Origin of the sequence: Micromonospora palomenae (assembly GCF_007829925.1) — a bacterium.
In the GTDB taxonomy this organism is placed as follows: Bacteria; Actinomycetota; Actinomycetes; order Mycobacteriales; family Micromonosporaceae; genus Micromonospora; species Micromonospora purpureochromogenes.
On sequence record NZ_VIXA01000001.1, the window covers coordinates 1,763,768 to 1,783,616 of the forward strand.

Genomic DNA, 19,849 nt, shown 5'->3' on the forward strand with positions numbered 1-19,849 from the left:
GGTCAGACCGTCCTCTCCAGGACCACCAGGGAGCGGTCCGGCACGCAGATGGCGCCGCCCGCCTCGACCATCGTGGTCTTCTCCGGTTCCGGTTCCGCGGTGCTGATCACCAGTTCCCACCGCTGCCCGAACTCCTCCCCCGGCAGCGTGAAGTCCAGCGGGGCGTCGTGGGCGTTGAAGCAGAGCAGGAAGGAGGTGTCCTGGTGGCGCTGGCCGTACTGGCCGCGCTCGCGGATGCCGTCGCCGTTGACGAAGAGCGCCACCGAGCGGCCGAAGTCGTTGCCCCAGTCCTCCCCGGTCATCTCCCGGCCGTCCGGGGTGTACCAGGCCAGGTCGGGCAGGCCCGAGCCGGCGGCGCGCCCGCCGACCGGCAGGCCGGTGAAGAACCGCCGGCGGCGGAACACCTGGTGCCGGGACCGGAAGTCGGTGAGCCGCTGCACGAAGGACAGCAGCTCGTCGTCGGCGTGCTCCCAGTCGATCCAGGCGAGTTCGCTGTCCTGGCAGTAGGCGTTGTTGTTGCCGCGTTGGGTGCGGCCCAGCTCGTCGCCGTGGCCGATCATCGGCACGCCCTGGGAGAGGACCAGGGTGGCGAGGAAGTTGCGCCGCTGCCGGGCGCGCAGGGCCAGCACCGCCGGGTCGTCGGTCGCACCTTCGACGCCGCAGTTCCAGGACCGGTTGTGGCTCTCGCCGTCGCGGTTCTCCTCGCCGTTGGCCTCGTTGTGCTTGTCGTTGTAGGAGACCAGGTCGTTGAGGGTGAACCCGTCGTGGCAGGTGACGAAGTTGATGCTGTGGAAGGGGCGCCGCCCGTCGTCCTGGTAGAGGTCGGCGGAGCCGGAGATGCGGGAGGCGAACTCGGCGAGGGTGGCCGGCTCGCCGCGCCAGAAGTCCCGCACGGTGTCCCGGTACTTGCCGTTCCACTCGGTCCACTGCGGCGGGAAGTTGCCGACCTGGTAGCCGCCGGGGCCGACGTCCCACGGCTCGGCGATCAGCTTGACCTGGCTGACCACCGGGTCCTGCTGGACCACCTCGAAGAAGGTGGAGAGGCGGTCGACCTCGTAGAACTCGCGGGCCAGGGTGGCGGCGAGGTCGAAGCGGAAGCCGTCGACGTGCATCTCGGTCACCCAGTAGCGCAGCGAATCCATGATCAGCTGGAGCGAGTGCGGGCTGCGCACGTTGAGGCTGTTGCCGGTGCCGGTGTAGTCCACGAAGTACCGGCGGTCCTCCTCCGAGAGCCGGTAGTAGCTGGCGTTGTCGACGCCCTTGAAGCTCAGCGTCGGGCCGAGGTGGTTGCCCTCGGCGGTGTGGTTGTAGACCACGTCGAGGATGACCTCGATGCCGGCGGCGTGCAGCGCCTTGACCATGCCGCGGAACTCCTGCACCTGCTGGCCGAGCCGGCCGAGCGCCGAGTATCCGTGGTGCGGGGCGAAGAAGCCGATGGTGTTGTAGCCCCAGTAGTTGCGCAGCCCCAGGTCGACCAGGCGGTGGTCGTGCACGAACTCGTGCACCGGCATCAGCTCGACGGCGGTGATGCCGAGCCGCTTGAAGTAGTCGATCATGACAGGCGAGGCGATCGCCGCGTACGTGCCGCGCAGCTCGTCCGGGATGCCGGGGTGGCGCATGGTCAGCCCACGCACGTGCGCCTCGTAGATCACCGAGTGGTGGTACGGGGTGCGCGGCGGCCGGTCGTTGCCCCAGTCGAAGTACGGGTTCACCACCACCGACTTGGGCATGAACGGCGCCGAGTCGGTGGTCGACATCCGGTCCGGGTCGCCCAGTTCGTAGTCGTAGACCGCCGGGTCCCAGGAGATCTCCCCGTCGACCGCCTTGGCGTACGGGTCGAGCAGCAGCTTGTGCGGGTTGCAGCGCGCCCCGTTGGCCGGGTCGTACGGGCCGTGCACCCGGTAGCCGTACCGCTGGCCCGGCTCGACGCCCGGGATGTACGCGTGCCAGACGTACGCGTCCACCTCACGCAGCTCGACCCGGCGCTCCGTGCCGATGCCCCACTCGTCGAAGAGGCAGAGCTCGACCTTCTCGGCGACCTCGGAGAAGATCGCGAAGTTGGTGCCCATCCCGTCGTAGGTCGCCCCGAGGGGGTAACGCTCACCCGGCCAGACCTGCATGTCGCTCCTTCGACCCATGATCATGAGCGCACCAGGCGGGCGGGCCACCGGGTGCGCACGCCGCTAATGCCCAACGCCGCAGCCGACCAATCCACCCGTTCGGCGGGCACCCGATATCCACCCACCTGATGCCGAGACAGACCTTTGGGTGTCCTCCGTCACGATAGGCCTTTTCGAGATGCGCGGGACCGCGTCATGCCCTTTGCTTGATGCGGACGCGTCCGCGCGGGCGCCTTCGCTCGGCCCTCGGCCACCCCACCACCTTCTTTCCGCCGCCACCGTTGCCGGCGCGACCCTTCGTGCATGGACGGAGATTGATGTGACCACCCCGCGGGTCGGCGAGCAGCCCGTGACCGCACCGGACCGGACCTGCCGGCCCTCCCTCACCTACCGCCCGCAGATCCCGCCGCAGGGCACCGGCGCCGGGGTGGCCCCGCGCACCCGCCGCATCCTGATGCTCTCCTGGGAGTACCCGCCGGTGCTGGTCGGTGGCCTGGGCCGGCACGTGCACGCGCTGTCGGTGGCCCTGGCCGCCGCCGGGCACGAGGTCACCGTCGTCACCCGGCACGCCGAGGGCGCGCCCCTGGAGGAGTACGCCGACGGCGTGCGGATCGTCCGCGCCGCCGAGGACCCGGTGACCTTCCCGCTGGCCACCGGCTCCCTGCTGGCCTGGACGATGGCCTTCAACCACACCCTGACCCGGGCCGCGCTGCGCGCCACCGAGTCCGGCTCGTACGACGTGATCCACGCCCACGACTGGCTCGTCGCGCACACCGCGATGACCCTGCGCGAGCACCTGGACGTCCCGCTGGTCAGCACCATCCACGCCACCGAGGCCGGCCGGCACCAGGGCTGGCTGCCGGAGGAGATGAACCGCACCATCCACGGCGTCGAGCACTGGCTGGCCAACGAGTCCGGCCGGGTCATCGTCTGCTCGGGGTACATGCGCGACGAGGTGGGCGCGCTGTTCGGGGTGCCCGCCGGCCGGGTGGACGTGGTGCCCAACGGCGTCGAGCCGCACCGCTGGCGGGTGCCGGTGGCCGCGGTCGCCTCGGCCCGGGCCCGGTTCGCCGGGGACGGCCCGCTGGTCACCTTCGCCGGCCGGCTGGTCTACGAGAAGGGCGTGCAGCACCTGCTCGCCGGGCTGCCCCGGCTGCGGGAACGGCACCCCGGGCTGCGCGCGGTGATCGTCGGCGACGGCCCGTACCGGGCCGTGCTGGAGGCCGAGGTGCACCGGCTCGGGCTGGCCGACGCGGTGAGCATGCCGGGCTTCCTCGGCGGCACCGACCTGCCGGCCGTGATGGCCGCCTCGGACTGCTTCGCGGTGCCGAGCATCTACGAGCCGTTCGGCATGGTGGCCCTGGAGGGCGCCGCGGCCGGCGCGCCCCTCGCGGTCGCCCGTACCGGTGGGCTCGCCGAGATCGTGGAGCCGGGCGTCACCGGGATGACCTTCGCCCCGCAGGACCCGGACGGGCTCACCGAGGCCGTCGACGCCCTGCTCTCCGACCGCGAGCGGGCCCAGCTGCTCGCCCGCCGGGCCCGCGCCATGGTCCACGAGCAGTACGGCTGGTCGGCCATCGCGCACCGGACCGCGACCGCGTACGCCACCGCGATCGCCGGCGACGCGGCGTTCACCACCGAGCGTGCCCAGCTGCGGATGACGCTGGGTCGGGTGTCCGCGCCGACCCCGGAGGGGAACCTGCTGGTCGCCGCCGGCCTGCGCTGAGTCGTACCCGAGCACGGCGAAGGCCGCCGACCCGTAGGGGGTCGGCGGCCTTCGTGGTACGGGTGGCTCAGCGCTCGGCGAGCGCGGTGTAGTCCCGCTCCGGGGAGCCGGTGTAGATCTGCCGCGGCCGGCCGATCTTGGTCTCCGGGTCGTTGATCATCTCGCGCCACTGGGCGATCCAGCCGGGCAGCCGGCCCAGCGCGAAGAGCACCGTGAACATCTTCGCCGGGAAGCCCATGGCCTTGTAGATCAGGCCGGTGTAGAAGTCCACGTTCGGGTAGAGCCTGCGGGAGACGAAGAAGTCGTCGGCGAGCGCGATCTCCTCCAGCTGCATCGCGATGTCCAGCATCGGGTCCGGCTTGGCCATCCGGCCCAGCACGTCCTGAGCGGCCTTCTTCACGATGGCGGCGCGCGGGTCGTAGTTCTTGTAGACCCGGTGGCCGAAGCCCATCAGCTTCACGCCGTCCTGCTTGTCCTTGACCTTGCGGACGAAGGAGCGGACGTCACCGCCGTCGGCCTTGATCTTCTCCAGCATCTCCAGCACGGCCTGGTTGGCGCCGCCGTGCAGCGGGCCGAACAGGGCGTTGACGCCGGCCGAGACCGAAGCGAAGAGGTTGGCGTTGCTGGAGCCGACCAGCCGCACCGTGGAGGTCGAGCAGTTCTGCTCGTGGTCGGCGTGCAGCACGAAGAGCATGTCGAGCACGCGGGCCACCACCGGGTCGACCTCGTACGGCTCCGCCGGCACGCCGAAGGTCATCCGCAGGAAGTTCTCCACGTAGCCCAGCGAGTTGTCCGGGTACAGCAGCGGCTGGCCGATGGACTTCTTGTAGGCGTACGAGGCGATGGTGGGGACCTTCGCCATCAGCCGGATCGTCGACATCTCCACGTGCTCGGAGTCGAACGGGTCCAGGCTGTCCTGGTAGAAGGTCGAGATCGCGCTGACGGCCGAGGAGAGCACGGCCATCGGGTGCGCGTCGCGCGGGAAGCCGTCGAAGAACCGGCGCATCTCCTCGTGCAGCAGCGAGTGCCGCCGGATCCGGTCGCTGAACTCGGTGAGCTGCTGCTGGGTGGGCAGCTCGCCGTAGATCAGCAGGTAGGAGACCTCCAGGAAGGAGGACTTCTCGGCCAGCTGCTCGATCGGGTACCCGCGGTAGCGCAGGATGCCGGCGTCGCCGTCGATGTAGGTGATCGCGGACGAACAGGACGCGGTGTTGACGAAACCGGGATCGTAGGTGGTCATCCCGGTTTCCTTCAGCAGCTTGCTCACCCCGATGCCCGCGGGGCCTTCGACCGCGGCCTGCACCGGCATCGAAAGCTGCCCACCGGGGTGATCGAGCTTGACTTCCGTCATGTGGTTCCTCGCTTCGCCGGCGAATCTTCGTTGAATTGCCTTCGCTTTTACCGTAATCACGGTCCCCGGGGTACCGCCCGCCGTGGTTCGGTGGTGAGGTATGCGTCACCCGATTCCCGGCCTCACGGCTGGGAAACCCTGGTGAGCGCGGGCGACCCCGACGATGACGGACGCCGGGGACGAAGCTACGACAGGGTGAGCCGGCGCAGGTCGCCGTCGGCGCCGACCCGGTAGAGGTCGAGCCGGTTGGTCCCGGCGCGGTAGAGGTGGTCGTCGGGGAGCAGGGCGGCGAAGCGGCGGCCCCCCTTGTCCCGGGGCACCACCGGCACGACCGCGCCGACGCGGCCGTTGACCGCCACCGCGAGCAGCGTGCCGTCGGGCACCTCCCGGGGCACGGTCCCCCAGACCAGCGCCGGCAGCTCGCCGGCGGCCGGGTCGACGCGCTCGAACGCCGCCCGGTTCGCCACGGTGGCCGTCCCGCCGGTCGGCCGGTCGCCGACGAGGGTGCCGAGCAGCGGGTGCGGCGCCGGGTCCGGCGGCCGGGTGGGCACCCCGCCGCGCAGGGTCAGCGGCTGGCCCGGCCGGTCGTAGAAGTGCTTCTCGGCGCTCTGCCGCGGGGCCTGGCGGGCGGAGCGCCCGTCGACCCGCCAGGGGATCCGGACGTGCGTTTCGTCGGCGATGGTGGGCAGCAGGTCGACGTGCTCCCAGTTGCGGTCGTCGACCCGGCCGGCCCGCTGCCCGGGGGTGCGGACGAACATCGGCACCCAGGCCACCTCGCCGGCCGCGTGGTCGATCGCGTCCAGCCCCCGCCCCTGCCAGTCCCGGGTGAAGCTCACCCCGTGGTCGGCGGTGAGCAGGATCAGCGCCTTGTCCCAGAGGCCGGAGGCGCGCAGCGTGCGCAGGGTCTCGCCGACCAGCCGGTCGGTGTAGCGCAGCTGGGCCAGGTGCCGGGCCCGGGCCAGCTCGACCCAGCCGGCGCCGTCGTTGGGCAGGTCCTCGGGGGCGGCGTAGCGCGCCCCGGAGGGCAGGAACGTCCAGGGCGCGTGGGGCATCAGCAGGTGCAGGAAGTGCAGCGTGGGCCGGGACGACGGGCGCAGGCCGGCCAGGAAGCTGGTGAACCGGGCCGGCTGGTTGTCGTCCAGGCTGTCGAAGCGGAACCTCGGGTCGGCCGGGACCGGCTCGGCGGCGTCCAGGCCGGCCTCGGCGCGGGTCCGCTCCCGGTACGACTCCTCCGGGTCGATCCGGCTGTCCACCGGCGCGGCGACCTGCCGCAGCAGCTTGCCGCTCTCCCGGACCAGCACGCCGAGCCCCTGCTCCGGATTGGTCGGCTGCTCACAGCGGCTGGGCGGGCAGAGCCGGGTGATGCTCTCCTGGGCGCGGACGTCGTACAGGCCGCCGAGGGCGGTGAACAGGTTGTCCGGGTACTGCGAGTAGTGCGGGGCGAGCGGCTGCGCCGGGTAGCGGCCGGTCAGCATCGCCGGCAGCGCGTACGGCGTCCAGCCACTGACCCCGGTGGCGTTGCGGTACCAGGTCGACCCGGCGGCCAGCTCGGCGAAGTGCGGGTAGGCCGCGGCGTCGATCCGGCCGTCCGGGCCGAGCAGGGAGACCAGCGGCAGCTCGTCGAGGACGATCATGACCACCGGCGGGTGCTCCCCCGGCCCGACCACCCCGGCCGCGCCGCCGTGCGCCCGGGGCAGCACGACCGCCGAGGCGGGCGAGGCGAAGAGGAAGAGCGCGACGAAGACCGGGGGCCCGATCGCGGCGACCCGCAGCACCCGCCCCACCCCGCCCCACCGGGCGTACGCCGCCGCCGCGGCGGCGGCGAGCAGCACGGCGGCGAGCAGCAGCGGTACGCCCCGCAGCGGAGTGCCGTGCCGGCCCACCTGCACCGCGAGCGCGGCCAGCAGCAGCCCGACGATCGCGAGGTGCGCGCCCCGCCGGACCCGCCCGCCGGCCAGCCCGGTGGCCAGCCCGAGCAGGGCGACGGCGAGCGTGGGCAGCACCGCGATCAGCGCCACCAGCAGCAGCACGTCGCGCGGGGCGGCGCGGTAAAACAGGAAGAAGTCGGGGCTGCGCCCGAGCACGTCGAGCAGGGGCTGGGTGATGACCAGGCCGAGCAGGGCCGCCACCTCCAGCAGCCGGCCCAGCTCGGCACGCCACCGGCCAGCGGTCGCCGGGGTGGACGCGGGTGGCGGACCGGAGTCACGCCGGTCGGCCGGCGGCGCGAGGACCGGGTCAGCCACCCACCACCGCCTGGTAGAGCGTGCGGGTGCCGCAGGGCAGTTCCCGCTGCCGCTCGACCCGGCAGCGCGCCGCCAGCAGCCGTTCGAACTCGTCACGCCGGTAGTCGGGGAAGATCCCGTCCGGCTTGTTGGCCAGCAACCGGCGGGCCATCGGGTCCTCGGGGTGGACGAACTCGACCACCAGCCGGCCGCCGGGCCGGGCGTACGCGACGAGCTGGTCGAGCACCTCGGGCAGCGGCACGTTGCGGCCGATGGCCAGGTGGTGCGCGACGGCCAGGGCGAGCACCACGTCGGCCCGGGCCCGGTCGCCGAAGCTGGCCCGCTCCGCGCCCCGCCAGCCGCCCCCGGGCGAGGGGTCGGCCAGGTCCATCACCAGCGGCAGGATCCGGTGTTCGCCCTCCGCGCGCAGGGCGCGGTAGAGGGAGTCCACCACGGCCGGGTCCTGCTCGACGGCGACCACCTGCGCGGCGTGCCGGGCGGCGATCCGGGCGTACCGGCCGTCGTTGGCGCCGAGGTCGAGCACCAGCCCGGCCGGGGCGGCGGCCACCGCCGCCTCGACGAAGCCCTCCTTCTCCTCCCGGTCCCGCACGGTGTAGCCACAGGTGCGCTGGTAGTCGACCCAGTGGCTGCCCTCGTCGCGCCGGTCCAGGCGGCGGATCAGCCGGTCGATGCCGCGTACGGTGGCCAGGGCCAGGTCGCGGGAGTAGCCGGCGGCCTTCAGCTGGGCCCGGACGTCGGTGGTGCTGGCGCGGGCGTTGCGGCCCTGCATGGCGCCGTGCAGGTGCACGTGGGTCGGCACGCCGGGCAGCAGCCGGCGGGCGCCCCGGAACAGCCGACGCATCTGGTCCGGCTCGATGCCGTCGACGCGGGCCCGCAACCAGGGCTGGAAGTCCAGGCCGAGGTGGGCCTGGAGCAGCAGCGGGTAGAGCAGGGTCTGGCAGAACTGCCGGTAGCCGGCCCACGGCTCGCCGTCGGCGAGCGGCGCGAAGGAGCCCACGTCGATGAAGACCGGGCTGGCGCCGCGCCACTGCAGGTTGTAGGCCGACCCGTCCTTGGTGGTGAACCCGGCGGACAGCGCCCGGCGCAGGATCTCCAGGTGCAGCAGCGCCGCGTCGCGCAGCATCGCGAACGACCACTCGTACGGGTGGGAGACGAACGGGATCCGCTCGTGCCGCAGCACCGCCGTCCAGCCCGGCAACCGGGTCACGTCGACCGGCTCGGTGCCGCAGATCTTGCCCTCGGCGAGCAGCTCGGTGAAGAAGGGGCTGCCGGAGAGCGCCCGCCAGTCGCGGGCGCCGTCGGGGCCGAGCCCGCGCAGCACCTCGTCGCCGGCGTGGAAGACCCGGTTGGCCGGGTCGCGGAAGGAGCCGGGCTCGACCCGGATCCCGGTGTCGGGGACCGCCATCGGGGGTGGACCCTGCTCAGCCGCGGTCGGTGGGCTGCCGGCGGAACCGGTCGACCAGCCGGCGCCAGTAGAGCTTGGCGGCGACGGCCGCCCCCGCGACCCCGCCGACCACCGCCTGCACGATCAGGCTGCCGGACCCCGCGTCCAGGTAGGCCAGGTGAATCACCGACCGCTCCCTTCCCTCGCCCTCGTGTGGGCCGGCGCTGCGGGCACGCCGAGATGCGGCTTTTCCACCCATAAGGCCGGACTTGTTCCTTCGTCACGGTACGCCGCCGGAGGCGATCGTGCGGCCCACACCGACCACTGCGACCCGTCCGTTCCGTTCAAGACCCCGACCCCGCTGCGGGCCTAGCGTGTCGCCATGGCACTTCACCTGGATGTGGTCGGCGTGGTGGTCGCCGACATGGCCCGCAGTCTCGACTTCTACCGGCGGCTGGGACTGGCCGTCCCGCCCGAGGCCGACGCGGAGGACCACGTGGAGGTCACCCTCCCCGGGGGCCTGCGGCTGGCCTGGGACGCGGTGACGATGGTCCGCACCTTCCACCCGGGGTGGACGCCGCCGACCGGCAGCCCCCGGGTCGGCCTCGCCTTCCGCTGCGCCGACCCGGCCGAGGTGGACCGCTACTGGGCGGAGCTGACCGGCGCCGGCTTCCACGGCGAGCTGCCGCCCTGGGACGCCTTCTGGGGCCAGCGGTACGCGGTGCTGCACGACCCGGACGGCAACGGCGTCGACCTGTACGCCCCGCTGCCCGGCTGACCGTCACCGTTGGGGGACCAGTCCCGCAGCCGGGTCAGCCCTGCACCGACCGCACGCGGGTCAGCTCCTCAGCAGAGTCGTCGGGGGGACGCCGGCCAGCTCGCGCACGTCGCGGGTGAGGTGCGCCTGGTCGGCGTACCCGCTGCGCGCGGCCACCTCGGCCAGCCCGACGCCGGTGCGGGCCAGCGCGAGGGCGCGACGCATCCGCAGGATGCGGGCGAGGGTCTTCGGGCCGTACCCGAAGAGGGCCTGGCTGCGCCGGCGCAGAACGCGCGCTCCGAGGCCGACCTCGGCGGCGGCCGTGGTGACGGTGGCGCCGGCGGCGAGCAGGGCGGCGACCCGGGCGCCGAGCGGGTCGGGACCGCCGGCGGCGGCCAGCCGGGCGGCGGCGACCGCCTCCAGCGCGGCCCCGGTCGGCCGGTCCCCCAGCCGCTCGGCGGCCTCGGCCGCCGCGCGACCCCAGAGCGCGTCGAGCGGCACCCGACGGTCCCGCAGCTCGTCGGCGGGGACGCCGAAGACCGCGGGACCGGTGCCCGGCGGCAGCCGCAGCCCCAGCCACCGCTCCCCCGGCGCCGCGACGCTCAGGTGGGCGGTGCGGTCCGGCCCGGCCACCAGCAGGCCGGACCGGCTGGACCAGAGCAGGTCGAGACAGCCGTCCGGCAGCACCCGGGTGGCCGCGCCCTCGCTGACGGCGGCCCACAGCACGGCGCCCCGCAGGGCCGCCCGACGTTCCCGGTACATCGCACCCAGCCTGCCACGTCGGGGCTAACCTGCGCCTGTGCGATGGACGGTGCTGGACGCGGCGCTGGACTCCTCCGGCCGGAGCCGGGGTGAGGAACGCGGCCCCGGTGCGCTGCGGGCCGCCGGCCTGCTGGCCGCGCTGGGCGCCGACGACGGCGGAGCGGTCGACGCCCGGATCGACGACGCCACGCGGGACCCGGCGACCGGGCTGATCGGGGCGGAGCAGGTCCGCCGGGCCAGCCGGGCGATCGCCGCCGGGGTGGCGGCGGTCCGCGCCGCCGGGCGGCACCCGCTGGTGCTGGGCGGGGACTGCACCATCCTGCTCGGCGTCTTCCTCGCCCTGCCGCCGGGCAGCGGGCTGTGGTTCCTCGACGGTCACCCGGACTTCCAGGACGGGCTCGGCTCGGCGACCGGGGAGGGCGCGGACCTGGAGCTGTCCGTCCTCACCGGCCACGGCCCGGACCTCTTCGACCGGGCGACGCCGCTGGTGGAGCCGGCACAGGTCCGGCTGATCGGCCACCGCCCGGCCCGCGACGAGGAGGCCCGCCGGGAGGCCGACCGGGTCGACCCGCGGATCCCGCAGCTCCCGGCACGCGAGCTACGGCAGCGGGGAGCTGCGGCGGTCGGCCGCGAACTGGCCGCCGAGGCCACCGGGCCGACCTGGTTGCACCTCGACCTCGACGTGCTCGACCCGGCGGTCCTGCCCGCCGTCACCTACCCCGAGCCCGACGGCCTCGGCTGGGACGACCTGCTCGCGCTGACCACGCCGCTGGTGCGCTCCGGACGCCTGCTCGGGATGAGCGTCGCCGACCTCGACGCCGACGGGGACCCCGACGGGCGGTACGCGCGCCGCCTCGTCGAGGTCCTCGCCGCCGCCCTCACTCCCTGACCCGCGGCGCGGGCCGGCGGTGGTGCATGGCCAGGCGCAGCAGCAGGAAACGCAGGGCGGTGGCGGCCAGGTTGGCCGCCACCAGCACCGCCAGCTCGACCGGCCGCGACGGCGCGGTGGCCGCGTGCAGGGCCGCGAGGGACCCGCTGGTCAGCGCCAGGCCGAGGCCGAAGGCGAGCAGCCCCTGCAGGTGGTGCCGGCCGGCGTGCCGACGCCCGGTGATGCCGAAGGTGAGCCGCCGGTTCGCGGCGGTGTTGGCCACCGCCGTCACCAGCAGCGCCAGCAGGTTGGCCCACTGCGCGCCCAGCACCCCCCGGGACGCCACGAAGAGCAGCAGGTACGCCAGCGTGCTGGCCACCCCGACGGCGGCGAACCGGGCCAGCTGCCGGGGCAGCCCGACCGGCACCTGGGCCGGCGGGGCGGTCAGCGGCGCCCGGCCGAGCTGCTCGCGCAGCCGCCCGACCGGAAGCGCCCCGGTCAGCAGCGCCCGGCCCAGCCGGCCGATGCCGCGCAGGTCGGCCAGGGCGGTGGCGACGATGTCCACCCGGCTGTCCGGGTCGTCCACCCAGTCCACCGGCACCTCGTGGATGCGCAGCCCGGCCCGCTGGGCGAGCACCAGCAGCTCGGTGTCGAAGAACCAGCCGGTGTCCTGCACCAGCGGCAGCAGCTCCCGGGCCACGTCGGCGCGGATCGCCTTGAAGCCGCACTGCGCGTCGGAGAACCGCGCCGCGAGCGTCCCCCGCAGCAGCAGGTTGTACGCCCGGGAGATCACCTCCCGCTTGGCGCCCCGCACCACCCGGGAGGTGCGCGCCAGCCGGGTGCCGATGGCCAGGTCGGAGTGGCCGGAGATGAGCGGCGCGACCAGCGGCAGCAGCGCCGCCAGGTCGGTGGAGAGGTCCACGTCCATGTAGGCCAGCACCGGGGCGTCCGAGGCCGACCAGGTGGCCCGCAGCGCCCGGCCGCGCCCCTTGGCGGCCAGGTGCCGCACCCGCACCTCGGGCAGCTCCGCGGCCAGCGCCTCGGCGACGGCCAGGGTCGCGTCGACGCTGGCGTTGTCCGCCACGGTGATTCGGAACGGGTACGGGAAGTGCGCGCTCAGGTGCGCGTGCAGCCGTCGTACGCAGGGGGCCAGGTCGGCCTCCTCGTTGTGGACCGGGACCACCACGTCCAGCACCGCGGCGGGCACCGCGACCCGGGTCTCGACGGCCGGCCGGGGGCCGGTGGCGTACGTCATCCTCATCCCTCCCGCCCGCTGCTCAGGTCGTAGACGGTGACCCCGTCGACGGTCTGCGACTCGAAGGTCTCGGCGACCCAGGCGGCGATCTCCTGCGAGGCGGAGCTGCCCCCGTTGGCCCGGAACCCGCCGCCGCCGACGAACCAGTGGATCCGGCCGTCGGCCACGTACGCCTGGAACTGCCCCAGCGTCGGGGACGGGTCGCTGCCGTTGAAGCCGCCGATCGCCATCACCGGCCGCCCGGTGGCGAGCTGGTAGCCGGAGGCGTTGTTCGAGCCGATGGTGGCCGCCATCCAGGTGTAGTCGGCGGCGTCACGCTCCAGCAGCGCCTTCAGTTCGGCGCTCGGCGCGCGGGAGTCGAGCAGCCCGCCCATCCCGCCGCCCGGCGCCCGGCCGGCACCGCCGGCGGCCTGGCCCGGCAGCCCGCCGGGGAGGCCGCCGGGCTGGCCGGTCTGGTTGCCGCCCGGGGCGCCGGGGAGCTGGCCCCCCGGGAACTGGCCGTTCGGTCCGCCCGGGGCGCCGGGGAACTGGGCGCCGGCCGGCATCCGGCCGCCGGGGAAGCCGCCCCGTCCGGGGCCGAAGCCGCCCTGCAGCGCCGGGCCGGCGCTCGGGATCGAGCCCGTGTGCGGGGTGGCCGCCGTCTGCAGGGCGTACGCGGCCGGCCCGGCGAGCGCGGTGGCCGCGCCGAACGCGAGCACCACCGGCACGACCCGCCGGGGCAACCGGCCCGCCAGCACGATCAGCACCGCCGCGGCGAGGCCGCCGACCAGCACCACCGTGCGCAGCCAGGGATACCAGTCCGGGCTGCGGCCCAGCAGCCGCCACGACCACCAGGCGGTGACGGCGAGGGCCGCCGCCAGCGTCACGGTGGCGAGCAGGCCGCGCCGGCCGCCCCGCGTCCCGGGCGTCGCCGCGCCGGCAACCGGCGCCGTCGGTACGCCCGGCTCGGGCGCCGAGACCGCTCCGGGCACGGCGGCGCGCTCCCGCCGGAGCAGCACGGCGCCGATGCCGACCACGGCGCCGACCGCCGGGGCGAGGGCGACGGTGTAGTACGCGTGGAAGATGCCGGACATGAAGCTGAAGATCAGCCCGGTGACCAGCAGCCAGCCGCCCCAGAGCAGCAGGCCGGCGCGGCGCCGGTCGGTGCGCGGTGCCCGGCCGGCCAGCACCAGGCCGGCGACCAGCAGGATCAGCGCGGCCGGCAGCAGCCAGGAGATCTGGCCGCCGACCTCGGTGTCGAACATCCGCAGCCAGCCGGTCTGGCCGGAGAACGGGCCACCGCCGCCGGCCCGGCCACCGCCGACGCTGCCCTCCTCGTTGCCGGTGATCCGGCCCAGGCCGTTGTAGCCGAGGGTCAGCTCCAGGATGCTGTTGCCCTGCGAGCCGCCGATGTAGGGGCGGGCGCTCGCCGGCACCAGCTCGACGACGGCCACCCACCAGCCGGCGGCGACGACCAGGCCCAGCCCGGCCAGCAGCAGCTGGCGGATCCGCCGCCCCAGGCCGGTCGGCGCGGCCAGCAGGTAGACCCCGGCGAAGACCGGGACCACCAGGAACGCCTGGAGCATCTTGGTGAGGAAGCCGAGGCCGACCAGCGCGCCGGCCAGGACGATCCACCGGGTGCCGGCCGTCTCCACCGCCCGCACCGTCGCGTACGCGGCGAGGACCAGCAGCAGGACGAGCAGGGCGTCGGGGTTGTTGAACCGGAACATCAGGGTGGCGACCGGGGTGAGCGCGAGGACCGTGCCGGCGAGCAGGCCGGCCACCGGGCCGTACCAGCGGCGGACGGTCGCGTACAGCGCGCCGACCGTGGCGACGCCGAGCAGCGCCTGCGGCACCAGGATGGACCAGCTGCTCAGGCCGAAGATCCGCACCGACAGCGCCATCAACCACAGCGACGCCGGGGTCTTGTCCACCGTGATCGAGCTGGCCGCGTCGGAGGAGCCGTAGAAGAACGCCTTCCAGCTCTCCGCGCCGGCCTGCGCCGCCGCCGAGTAGAACGAGTTCGCCCAGCCGGAGGCGCCGAGGCTCCACAGGTAGAGCACGCCGGTGGCGAGCAGCAACACCGCCAGGGCCGGTCGCGTCCAGCTCGGATCCGGGCGCGGCTGCGGGGGTTCCGCCGTCACGGGTACGGGTTCCGGCGCGGGTGGTGCCGGCGGTGCGGTCACCGCCGGCGCGGTCGGCAGGGTCTCGGTTCTGTCCATGCCGGCAAGCCTGGCGAGGCCGGTTGGACCGGCCCCGTGACCGGGCTATGCGTCGGCTGTGGAAGCCGGCAGCAGCACCCGGAAGACGGTGTGACCCGGCCGGCTCTCGACCTCGACGGACCCGTGGTGCGCCTCCACCACCGCCGCCACGATCGCCAGGCCGAGGCCGGTGCTGCCGTGCTCCCGGGACCGGGAGCTGTCGCCGCGGGCGAACCGTTCGAAGACCTCGCCCTGCAGCTCGGGCGGGATGCCGGGCCCGTCGTCGGCGACGCTGAGCTGCACGCCGCCGGGGGTACGGACCAGCCGGGTGGTCACCGTGGTGCCCGGCGGGGTGTGCACCCGGGCGTTGGCCAGCAGGTTCGCCACCACCTGGTGCAGCCGGACGGCGTCGCCCGGCACGTCGAGCACCTCGTCGGGCAGGTCGAGCTGCCAGCGATGCTCCGGGCCGGCGACGTGCGCGTCGCTGACCGCGTCGACGATCAGCGCGGTCAGGTCGACCGGCTCCGCCGCGAGCGGCCGGCCGGAGTCCAGCCGGGCCAGCAGCAGCAGGTCGTCGACGAGGCTGGTCATCCGGGTGCTGGCCGACTCCACCCGGCGCAGCGCGTGCGCCACGTCCGGCGGCACCCGGTCCCGTCCGCGCCGGGCCACCTCGGCGTAGCCGCGGATCGCGGCCAGCGGCGTACGCAGCTCGTGGCTGGCGTCGGCGACGAACTGGCGTACCCGGGTCTCGCTGGCCTGCCGCGCGGCGAGCGCGGCGGCGACGTGCCCCAGCATCCGGTTCAGCGCCGCCCCCACCTGCCCGACCTCAGTACGCGGGTCGGTGTCACCCTCGGGCACCCGCACCGACAGGGCCACCTCGCCGCGGTCCAGCGGCAGCTCGGTGACCCGGGCGGCGGTGGCGGCGACCCGGTTCAGCGGGCGCAGCGTGGCCCGCACGATCAGCGCGCCCAGGGCGCCCGCGACCAGCAGGCCGACGGCGGCGACGCCCGCCTGGGCGGCGATCATCCACCAGACGGTCTCCTGCACCCCGGCCAGCGGGATGGCGAAGACCAGCACGTCGCCGTCGGGCGCCTGCCGGGCCACCGCCCGGTAGTCGCCCCGCCCGCCCAGGTCGACGCTGCGCGGCCGCCCGTCGGTCGGGATCCGGGTCAGCGCCGACACGTCGCCGGCCGGGAGGGCCTCCGTCGGCCCGGAGCTGCTGCGGATCCGCGCGGACGCGACACCGCCGCCGACGACCTTGACCGCGATCGAGTCGGGTGGGAAGCCGGGCGGCGGCTCAGGCGCCCGCTGGTCGTTCGCCCGCTGCCGCTCGGCGAACTGCCGGTACCAGGGCGGGAGCTCCTGCTGCCGGCGTTCGTCGGCGGTGAGCTGGTTGTCGACCTGGCCGATCAGGAAGTGCCGCAGCGCCACCGTGGTCAGCCCGCCGATGGCGATGCTGACCAGGGCGAGCAGCGCCACCACCGCGGCGACCAGGCGGGTCCGCAGGGACCGCCCGGCCAGCCAGGAGCGCAGCCGGCCGCCGGCGTCACTCCGCGGGCTTGAGGACATACCCCGCGCCGCGCAGCGTGTGGATCATCGGCGCCCGGCCGGCGTCGATCTTCTTCCGCAGGTACGAGATGTACAGCTCCACGACGTTGGCCTGCCCACCGAAGTCGTAGTTCCAGACCCGGTCCAGGATCTGCGCCTTGCTCAGCACCCGCCGCGGGTTGCGCATCAGGTAGCGCAGCAGCTCGAACTCGGTGGCGGTGAGGGTGATCAGCTCGCCGCCCCGGCGCACCTCGTGGCTGTCCTCGTCGAGGCTGAGATCGCCGACGGTGAGCACGGCGTCCTCGCGGGCGGCCACGGCGAAGCCGGAGCGGCGCAGCAGCGCGCGCAGCCGGGCGATGACCTCCTCCAGGCTGAACGGCTTGGTGACGTAGTCGTCGCCGCCGACGGTCAGCCCGGCGATCCGCTCCTCGACGGCGTCGCGGGCGGTCAGGAAGAGCACCGGCACGGTCGGGGTCTGCTCGCGCAGCCGGCGCAGCACCTGGAAGCCGTCCAGGTCGGGCAGCATCACGTCGAGGACCACGGCGTCCGGCTGGAACTGCCGGGCCGTGCTCAGCGCGGCCATCCCGTTGCCGGCGCTGCGCACCTGCCAGCCCTCGTAGCGCAGCGCCATCGACAGCAGGTCGGTCAGGGTCGGCTCGTCGTCGACCACCAGGACGCGGACCGGCTCGCCGTCGGGCCGACGGAGTTCGATCCGCTGCTGCGCTGCCTGCCCGTCCATCACCATGCCCCCATCGTGGGCGCCGTGCCTGGCGCTGTCCTGTGCGCATCCTGTGCGCGGGCTGTGCGCGCCGGCACGGGTCGGCTCGACCGTACCGGGCCGGCCGACGTCGCGCCGGGCGAAGCGGACCGCCGGTCGGCCCGCACAGCGCGGGCACAGGCCCGACCCACGTCGGGTCCAGGCTGCGACCGCAGGCTCGGGCCATGGCTGTCGAGGAGGTCCGCCGGGCGTACCGGGGGCGGGTGGCGCGGGTCGCGGTGACCGACCGGGACGCGCTGCCCGAGGCGCGCCGGACGCTGGTCCGGTTGCTGGCCGGGCTGCGCCGCGCCGAGGACGAGCTGGCCCGGGCGCACCGGGCGGCGGGGCGGCCGGTGCCGGTCGGCCCGCTGCTGCGGGACCTGGTCGCGGTGGCGCTCGGCGCCGCCGAGGCCACCGGGGGCGACGTGGACCCCACCGTCGGGGCGGCCCGGCTGCGCCGCGCGTACGCCCGGGGCCGGTGGCCGGTCTGCGGGGCGTCGGTGGGCCCGGTCGAGCCGACGGGGAACTGGCGAGCGGTGCGGCTGCGCGGCGACCTGCTGGCCGTACCGGCCACGCTGCCGCTGGCCCTCGACGGCACCGCCACCGCGTACCTGGTGCAGCGCGCGGCGGAGCGGATCGCCGCCCGGACCGGTGTCGGGGCGCTGGTGGGACTCGGCACCCGGACCGCGGTGGCGGGCCCCGCCCCGGCCGGTGGCTGGCCGGTGGCGGCCGAGGGCCGGGTGCTGCGGCTGACGGGCGGTGCGCTGGTCACCGCCGACGGCTGGCGGCCCGACGGCGGCGGGGTGCTCGACCCGCGGACCGGCGGCCCGCCGGCCTCGCCGTGGCGGGCGGTGACCGTGGCCGCGCCGGACGCGACCCGGGCGGCGATGCTCGCGATCGCCGCACTGGTGCGGGGAGACGCCGGGCCGGACTGGCTGGCGGGTCAGGGCGTCGCGGCCTGGCCCACGCCCCGCGCACCGGACCCGGCGCTCGGCGACCGCCCGGCGCGCCGGTGACCGGTCACTCGCTCGCACCCACCGGATAGGTGCGCACGAACCGCATCGTCCAGACCCCGCTGCCGTCGGGCCGGTCCCGCGCGTAGAGGTGGTCCGGGCCGCCGCCACCCGGCGGCGGGTCGGCGTCGGGGTGCCGCATGATCCAGCGCTCCGGTGGCTCGCCGCCCGGATCGGCGGGCACCTCCCGGACCACGTCGTGGGCCGGCCCGCCGACGAAGCGCACGGTCACCCCGCCCATCCGCGTCCCCTCCGTCCGTGCCGGGCAAGCGTCGCGGCCGGTACGCCGGACGCCGGACCCCCTGGCTGGCAAGCTACCGCACCGGCGGTCGCCCCGAGCCCGCTCCGGGCCGACCCGCCCACGGGTTTGCCCTGCTGGGAGCGCGGGTACCGGCTCCGGAAGGGCGCAGCCACACCGGGCAGGCGGCACGAAACAGACAGGAGCGGGTCGATGAGGACGCTGGCCGGGCGGTACCAGCTCGCACAGCGCATCGGCCTGGGCGGGATGTCCGAGGTGTGGCGCGCGCACGACCTGGTGCTGGACCGGCCGGTCGCGGTGAAGCTGATGTCCCCTGAGCAGCAGGGCGAAGAGACCTCGGTCGAGCGGATCCGCGCCGAGGCGCGCAATGCCGCCCGGCTGGTGCATCCCAACGTGGCGAGCGTGCACGACTTCGGCACCTCGACCACGCTGCCCGGCCGCGAGGCGCCGTACATCGTGATGGAACTGGCCGAGGGCGAGACGCTCGCCGCGCACCTGCGCGCCGGGCCGCTGGACTGGCGGATCGCGGTCCGGGTCTGCGCGGAGGTGGCGGCCGCGCTGGCCGCCGCGCACGCGCACGGCATCGTGCACCGGGACGTGAAGCCGGCCAACGTCATGCTCACCCCGTCCGGGGTGAAGGTCCTCGACTTCGGCATCGCCACCCCGGCCGGCGCGCCCGACCACAGCCCGGACGGCATGGTGGTGGGCACCCCGGCGTACCTGGCCCCGGAGCAGTTCGACCGGAAGCCGGCGACCCCGGCGGCCGACATGTACGCCCTCGGCGTGCTCCTCTACTACTGCCTCACCGGCCGCCTGCCGTACGCGGCGGGGACGACCGCCACCCAGCTGGTCGGTGCCCGGCGACGGGTGGCGGCGGAGCCGCTGCCGCCGATCGAGGGGCTGCCGCCGGAGGTGGCCGAGCTGTGCCGCCAGTGCCTTGCCGACGACCCGTCCCGCCGGCCGACCAGCCTGATGGCCGCGCTGCTGCTGGCCGAGGTGGTGGACGCCCGGGTGTACGTGCCGATGCTGGCGTCGGTGCCCCGGCCCCGTCCCGCCCCGGTCTCCGAGTGGACCGAGCGCGCCGCGACGGAGGCGACCGAGGCGGTGGCCCTCGACGACTGGTCCCGCACCGGGTCGGCCTGACCGGCGTTTCACCCGATCGAGTCCGGGAACCCGGGCCGGTGACTGACGGGAGGAACGCGATGCCGGATCCCAGTTCCTGGCTGAACGAGGCCACCGCGACCGCCTCGGGCGGCCACGTACGCACCGAGGACGGCGGCTGGTCCACGGCGCTGGCGTCCCCGCTCGCGCCGCACTGCACGGGCCTGACGCCCGAGCAGCTGCTGGCCGCCGCGTTCGCGTCCTGCCTGCACCACGCGGCGGTGGAGGCGGCCGGCGAGATCACCGACGAGGCGCACACCGTGCAGGTGACGGCCGAGGCGAAGCTGGGCCGCGACGACGACGGCCGCTACCGGGCGGACGTGCACGCCTCCATCTCGTCGGTGGGCCTGACCCGCGAGCAGCTGGCCGACCTGGTCGAGTACGCCGACCGGATCTGGCCCTTCTCCAGCGGCGACGCCAGCCGGCACCGGCTGACCGTGACGCCCGCCGACGGGCGGCGCTGAG

The 19,849-nt window shown here is 75.1% G+C and carries 17 protein-coding genes; 6 read left to right on the forward strand and 11 right to left on the reverse strand.

Features of this window, described 5'->3' with window-relative positions; translation table 11 throughout:
* Positions 1 to 2 precede the first annotated feature (2 nt).
* Positions 3 to 2,120, reverse strand: coding sequence for a glycogen debranching protein GlgX (glgX, locus tag FHX75_RS07955; protein WP_154937660.1), 2,118 nt, complete (start codon positions 2,118 to 2,120; stop codon positions 3 to 5).
* Between the two features lie 319 nt (positions 2,121 to 2,439).
* Here glgX and FHX75_RS07960 point away from each other — a divergent pair, with 319 nt between their 5' ends.
* Positions 2,440 to 3,846, forward strand: a complete 1,407-nt coding sequence (locus tag FHX75_RS07960) for a glycosyltransferase family 4 protein (RefSeq protein WP_154937663.1) — start codon at positions 2,440 to 2,442, stop codon at positions 3,844 to 3,846.
* Between the two features lie 67 nt (positions 3,847 to 3,913).
* Here FHX75_RS07960 and FHX75_RS07965 read toward each other — a convergent pair whose 3' ends face one another.
* From FHX75_RS07965 to FHX75_RS30635, 4 genes are all read right to left on the reverse strand, one after another.
* Complete coding sequence (locus FHX75_RS07965; RefSeq protein ID WP_154937666.1) at positions 3,914 to 5,197, reverse strand: citrate synthase; 1,284 nt, start codon at positions 5,195 to 5,197, stop codon at positions 3,914 to 3,916.
* 185 nt (positions 5,198 to 5,382) lie between these two features.
* A complete protein-coding gene (locus FHX75_RS07970; protein WP_154937669.1) occupies positions 5,383 to 7,440 on the reverse strand; it encodes a sulfatase-like hydrolase/transferase in 2,058 nt (685 codons plus the stop codon).
* Positions 7,433 to 8,845 carry a class I SAM-dependent methyltransferase gene (locus FHX75_RS07975; protein WP_154937672.1) on the reverse strand — a complete coding sequence of 471 codons (1,413 nt, stop codon included), beginning with the start codon at positions 8,843 to 8,845 and terminating at the stop codon, positions 7,433 to 7,435. Before FHX75_RS07975 ends, FHX75_RS07970 begins: the two co-directional genes overlap by 8 nt.
* 16 nt (positions 8,846 to 8,861) lie before the next feature.
* The gene (locus FHX75_RS30635) at positions 8,862 to 9,011 is read right to left on the reverse strand and encodes a hypothetical protein (protein ID WP_170285311.1); all 150 of its coding nucleotides are present in this window, start codon (positions 9,009 to 9,011) and stop codon (positions 8,862 to 8,864) included.
* 195 nt (positions 9,012 to 9,206) lie between these two features.
* Here FHX75_RS30635 and FHX75_RS07980 point away from each other — a divergent pair, with 195 nt between their 5' ends.
* Positions 9,207 to 9,602, forward strand: a complete 396-nt coding sequence (locus tag FHX75_RS07980) for a VOC family protein (protein WP_154937675.1) — start codon at positions 9,207 to 9,209, stop codon at positions 9,600 to 9,602.
* Between the two features lie 60 nt (positions 9,603 to 9,662).
* Here FHX75_RS07980 and FHX75_RS07985 read toward each other — a convergent pair whose 3' ends face one another.
* The gene (locus tag FHX75_RS07985) at positions 9,663 to 10,343 is read right to left on the reverse strand and encodes a helix-turn-helix domain-containing protein (RefSeq protein WP_154937677.1); all 681 of its coding nucleotides are present in this window, start codon (positions 10,341 to 10,343) and stop codon (positions 9,663 to 9,665) included.
* A 37-nt stretch (positions 10,344 to 10,380) separates the two neighbouring features.
* On the opposite strand from FHX75_RS07985, the gene FHX75_RS07990 reads away from it, so the two are divergent.
* Entirely contained in the window at positions 10,381 to 11,232 is an 852-nt protein-coding gene (locus tag FHX75_RS07990; protein WP_154937679.1) for an arginase family protein, read from the forward strand.
* Here FHX75_RS07990 and FHX75_RS07995 read toward each other — a convergent pair.
* Genes FHX75_RS07995 through FHX75_RS08010 form a run of 4 tightly spaced genes read right to left on the reverse strand, consistent with a single transcriptional unit; the run spans position 11,222 to position 16,933 of the window.
* On the reverse strand, positions 11,222 to 12,466 hold the full coding sequence (locus FHX75_RS07995) for a bifunctional glycosyltransferase family 2/GtrA family protein (RefSeq protein WP_154937681.1): 1,245 nt from the start codon (positions 12,464 to 12,466) through the stop codon (positions 11,222 to 11,224). The two genes, FHX75_RS07990 and FHX75_RS07995, sit on opposite strands and share 11 nt — an antisense overlap.
* A gap of 2 nt (positions 12,467 to 12,468) precedes the next feature.
* The gene (locus FHX75_RS08000; protein WP_154937683.1) at positions 12,469 to 14,667 is read right to left on the reverse strand and encodes an ArnT family glycosyltransferase; all 2,199 of its coding nucleotides are present in this window, start codon (positions 14,665 to 14,667) and stop codon (positions 12,469 to 12,471) included.
* A gap of 45 nt (positions 14,668 to 14,712) precedes the next feature.
* Positions 14,713 to 16,215: a sensor histidine kinase gene (locus FHX75_RS08005; protein ID WP_154937685.1), complete on the reverse strand. Its 1,503-nt coding sequence runs from the start codon at positions 16,213 to 16,215 to the stop codon at positions 14,713 to 14,715.
* Positions 16,193 to 16,933 (reverse strand): response regulator transcription factor, encoded by a 741-nt coding sequence (locus tag FHX75_RS08010; protein WP_088964681.1) that lies wholly within the window; start codon positions 16,931 to 16,933, stop codon positions 16,193 to 16,195. The genes FHX75_RS08005 and FHX75_RS08010 overlap by 23 nt, the downstream gene beginning before the upstream one ends.
* A 203-nt stretch (positions 16,934 to 17,136) precedes the next feature.
* Between FHX75_RS08010 and FHX75_RS08015 the strand changes: the two genes are divergently transcribed.
* Positions 17,137 to 17,967, forward strand: coding sequence for an FAD:protein FMN transferase (locus tag FHX75_RS08015; RefSeq protein ID WP_154937687.1), 831 nt, complete (start codon positions 17,137 to 17,139; stop codon positions 17,965 to 17,967).
* A gap of 4 nt (positions 17,968 to 17,971) precedes the next feature.
* On the opposite strand, the gene FHX75_RS08020 is transcribed toward FHX75_RS08015, so the two are convergent.
* The gene (locus FHX75_RS08020; protein WP_154937689.1) at positions 17,972 to 18,205 is read right to left on the reverse strand and encodes a hypothetical protein; all 234 of its coding nucleotides are present in this window, start codon (positions 18,203 to 18,205) and stop codon (positions 17,972 to 17,974) included.
* A gap of 210 nt (positions 18,206 to 18,415) precedes the next feature.
* Here FHX75_RS08020 and FHX75_RS08025 point away from each other — a divergent pair, with 210 nt between their 5' ends.
* Complete coding sequence (locus tag FHX75_RS08025) at positions 18,416 to 19,366, forward strand: serine/threonine-protein kinase (RefSeq protein WP_154937691.1); 951 nt, start codon at positions 18,416 to 18,418, stop codon at positions 19,364 to 19,366.
* 59 nt (positions 19,367 to 19,425) lie between these two features.
* Positions 19,426 to 19,848 carry an OsmC family protein gene (locus tag FHX75_RS08030; RefSeq protein WP_154937693.1) on the forward strand — a complete coding sequence of 141 codons (423 nt, stop codon included), beginning with the start codon at positions 19,426 to 19,428 and terminating at the stop codon, positions 19,846 to 19,848.
* The last annotated feature ends 1 nt before the right edge of the window (position 19,849 follow it).